At 29.5% G+C, this 4,095-nt stretch carries 3 protein-coding genes; all 3 read right to left on the minus strand.

What is annotated here, in order from left to right:
• Nucleotides 1-100 precede the first annotated feature (100 nt).
• The 3 genes from ftsH to rpsT all read right to left on the minus strand — a co-directional run bounded on the left by ftsH (nt 101) and on the right by rpsT (nt 4,036).
• Nucleotides 101-2,206 carry an ATP-dependent zinc metalloprotease FtsH gene (gene ftsH, locus ON17_RS02980; protein WP_017192021.1) on the minus strand — a complete coding sequence of 702 codons (2,106 nt, stop codon included), beginning with the start codon at nt 2,204-2,206 and terminating at the stop codon, nt 101-103.
• A 53-nt stretch (nt 2,207-2,259) separates the two neighbouring features.
• Nucleotides 2,260-3,534, minus strand: a complete 1,275-nt coding sequence (serS, locus tag ON17_RS02985) for a serine--tRNA ligase (protein ID WP_017192022.1) — start codon at nt 3,532-3,534, stop codon at nt 2,260-2,262.
• Between the two features lie 241 nt (nt 3,535-3,775).
• A complete protein-coding gene (gene rpsT, locus ON17_RS02990) occupies nt 3,776-4,036 on the minus strand; it encodes a 30S ribosomal protein S20 (protein WP_017192023.1) in 261 nt (86 codons plus the stop codon).
• Between the last annotated feature and the right edge of the window lie 59 nt (nt 4,037-4,095).

A 4,095-nucleotide genomic window follows, 5' to 3' on the forward strand; every position in this document is an offset into this window, starting at 1 on the left:
AAATAAAGTACACAAACCAAAAAGAAAAAATTTTTTGGTTTGTGACGAAAAAGTAAATTTTTAGTTTTTTTAATAAATATTTTTTTATGAATCAGAATTATTATTCATCTGTTTCATCGTTATCATGTTCAGTTTCTTCGCTTTTGCCATCAACTTCTAGATTTTCATCTTCGATAGTTGTTTCTATTTCTGCATTTTTATCATCTTGTTCTTCGGATGAATTAGCGTCTTTTTCTTCTGATACATCATTGTTATCATTTGAAGAAACAATTTTCTCTTCTTTTTCAGATGTGTTTTCTTCATCAGAATCGTTTTCAAGTAAAGTTTCTTTTTCTGCTTTAGCAAGTTTTTCTTCTTCGTACCAAGCGATTTTACCAGTTGTAAATACTTCATCAATATCTCTTTTAGAAAGAGTTTCAATTTCAGATAAATAATCAGCGATTTTAAATAAAAGTATTTTGTTTTCTAAAAGCTTTTGTTTGGCTTCAGCGTAAGCATTAGTTAAAATATCTTGAACAGCTTGGTCAATTTCTACAGCTTTAGATTCGGAAAAATCTTTGTGAAAAGTTGGCGTTTCTTCTCCGTATTGAGCTAATCCGACAACACTCATTCCGAATTTAGTCACCATGATTCTCGCAATTTTAGTTGCTTGTTTGAAATCATCATAAGAACCTGAAGAGATATCGTCTAAAAATAATTCTTCTGCCGCTCTTCCGCCTAAATAAGAAGTTATTTCGGCTAATAATCTTTTTTTAGAATAGAAATAAGTTTCTTCTTCCGGTAACATTAAATTATAACCGCCGGATTTACCACGAGGTATAATAGTGATTTTTTGGACTTTTTTAGCATTGGGCAATGTAAGACCAATAACTGCATGACCTGCCTCATGGAAAGAAACTAATTTTTTCTCTTTATCAGTGTATCTTCCACCTTTTTTAATAGAACCGATTAAAATTCTATCTAAAGCTTCGCTTAAATCATTTTTATTGATTTTGTGTGCTCTTCTTCTTGTAGCTAATAAAGCAGCTTCATTTAAAATACCTTCTAATTGAGCGCCACTGAAACCTGGTGTTTCCTTAGCCAGTTCTTCCAAACTGATATCTTTTTCTATTTTTTTGTTAGAAGCATGTAGTTTTAAAATAGCTTCACGATCTTTTAAACTTGGTAAATTAATGGTAAATTGACGGTCAAAACGTCCTGGCCTTAACAACGCAGAATCTATGCGTTCAGGTTGGTTAGTTGCGGCAATAACAATAACGCCTGAATTCTTATTATAACCATCCATTTCCACTAAAAGTTGGTTTAAGGTTTGTTCATTTTCGCTATGTCCCATATCAGATCCTCTTTTGCGAGCCATAGCTTCAATTTCATCGATAAAAATAATACAAGGAGCATTCATTTTGGCGTTTTTAAATAAACTTCTCACACGAGAAGCTCCCAGTCCAACATACATTTCTACAAAATCTGAACCAGACGCAGCAAAGAAAGGAACGCCAGCTTCACCAGAAACTGCTTTAGCTAATAAAGTTTTACCAGTGCCTGGAGGGCCTGATAATAAAACTCCTTTAGGAATTCTGGCGCCCATATCTATGTATTTCTTAGGGTTTTTTAAAAAGTCGATTAATTCCTTCATTTCTTCTTTTTCTTCGTCAGCGCCAGCGATATCTTTAAAAGTTAAAGTCGGTTTTCGAATCACTTCTCTTCTTAATTGGGTTTTATTTTTATCACCAAATTGTTCTGAGAATTGACTTCCGATATCTTTCATACTTGTAAACAAAAAATAAAAAATCAAGACTGTTAAAAATATTCTTAAAGAACCAAATAAAGGACCGAATCCCATGTAAGGCTCTTGAATAGTTGTAGCTAAAAAAACTTCATAAGGAGAATCTTTGTTTTTTTCCACTTCTTTCCTTATTCGGTGAAAACTTTCTTCATCAACAAAAGAATATTTTTTGGTTTTTTTTTCATCACCTTCTTTATAGGTCACTATTAAATCATATAAAACAGGGAGCCCATTTGTTAAAATAGGTTTTATTTTCAATTCGTTTTTGTCTAAAAGAGTTAATAATATTTCTGATTCAGATTCGTCTTTTTTTAATGATTTTTGAAATAAACCCCATAAAGACATTATGACGCCAATAGAGATAATGAAAAGCATAATATACCAAATATTAATTTTTTTTAATTTATCTTCCCATTTATTCATAGGTTTTATCCTTTAAATTCCTTTCGCAATGTTGTTTGCAACCTTTTGAAATGTTACTTAATAATATCAATTCCCATATAACTTTTTAAAACATCAGGTACTACAATATTTCCGTCTTCATTTTGATAATTTTCCATAATAGCGATCATAGTTCGTCCGATAGCTAAAGCTGATCCATTTAAAGTATGAACGTATTCGTTTTTATCTTTTTTATTTTTATTAAATTTAATGTTGGCTCTTCGAGCTTGAAAAGTTTCTGCATTACTGATAGAAGCTATTTCGCGATATTTTTGTTGACTAGGCAACCACACCTCAATATCATAAGTTTTAGCCATGCTAAAGCCTAAATCGCCCGTTGATAAAGCGACCACTCTATAAGGTATTTTTAACTTTTGCAAAATTTCTTCAGAATCTTTTAACATTTCTTCTAAAACAGTGTAAGAATTTTGCGGTTCTACAAATTGAATCAATTCCACTTTATTAAATTGTTTTTGTCTTAAAATGCCTCTGGTATCTTTTCCAGCAGCTCCTGCTTCTTGTCTAAAACAAGTAGTAAAACTGACATATTTAATGGGTAATCGTTCTACCTTTAAAGTTTCATTGCGATGGATATTAATAGTAGGTACTTCAGCAGTCGGATTTAAATACCAATTATATTTATCTAATTTTAATTTGAAAAGTTCTTTTTCAAATTTAGGCAATTGACCTGTAGAAAACATTGAATTTTCGTTGACAATAAAAGGGGGGATGATTTCTTGATAACTCTTTTGAGAGTTCGTATCCATCGTAAAATTAATTAAAGCTCTTTCCAAACGAGCTCCAGCTCCTTTTAAAACAGCGAATCTGCTGCCAGTTACTTTAGCAGCCGTCTTCAAATCTAAAATATTTAATTTTTCACCTATTTCCACGTGATCTTTAATAGGGAAAGGTTTTTCTTCTGGTTCCATAAAATGTTTAATAACAACATTATCTTCTTCGCTTTGACCGATAGGAGTAGATTCGTGAGGAATATTAGGAACACCATGTAACAGGTGATTAATTTTATTTTCGATGGTTTGTAGTTCTTGCATTAATGCTTCTAATTCTTTTTTAGAAATAGCCTCTTTAGCGATCATTTCATCAATAGATTTGTTTTCTCTTTTCAACGTTCCTATAGAACGAGAGAGATTATTTTTTTTAAACCTTATTTTTTCTATGGAAACAATTAAATTTTTACGCGATTGATTTAATAAAATAAGTTCTTCTAAATAAGAAAAGTCTTCTTGTCTTGTTTGTAGTTTTTGAATAACTAATTCCATATTTTGAATTATAAATTTCAAGTCTAACATTATATTAACATAATCCTTTGTTTGATCAGGTTATTAAATAACCAATAAACTTAAAAGACAGATATTAAAACTACTGTGATAATCTTTTTATTAAGTCTATTTTGTAATAGAGATTTTAAAAAAATTTCTTATAATAGCAAAAACAAATTAACATATCAAAAAAAAGATATGATAATCTTGCTATTGAATTTTTTTTAATTGATTTCTAAAGAATGTTTTTAAAGAAAAAAATATTTATTCATTAAATTTGATTAAACATTTTAGAGAAATTAGATTTGTTTCTAGAAACAAAGTTAGAATGATAAATTCCTTTGGATAAACCTTTATCTAATTTTTTATTAACGTAATTTAACAATGTTAAAGCTTGTGTTTTTTCAGAAGCCACCGCAGCAGCTTTAAATTTTTTAATTGCTGTTTTAACGGAAGATTTGTAAGAAGCATTCTTTAATCTACGTTTTTCGTTAGTCTTATTGCGTTTTTTTTGTTGTTTAATATTTGCCATTTGATCAATACTCCTTTTTATTCAAAAAATATTTTTTTATTTTAAAATAATTTAATTTA

The organism is Poinsettia branch-inducing phytoplasma str. JR1 (assembly GCF_000309465.1).
Lineage (GTDB): Bacteria > Bacillota_I > Bacilli_A > Acholeplasmatales > Acholeplasmataceae > Phytoplasma > Phytoplasma pruni.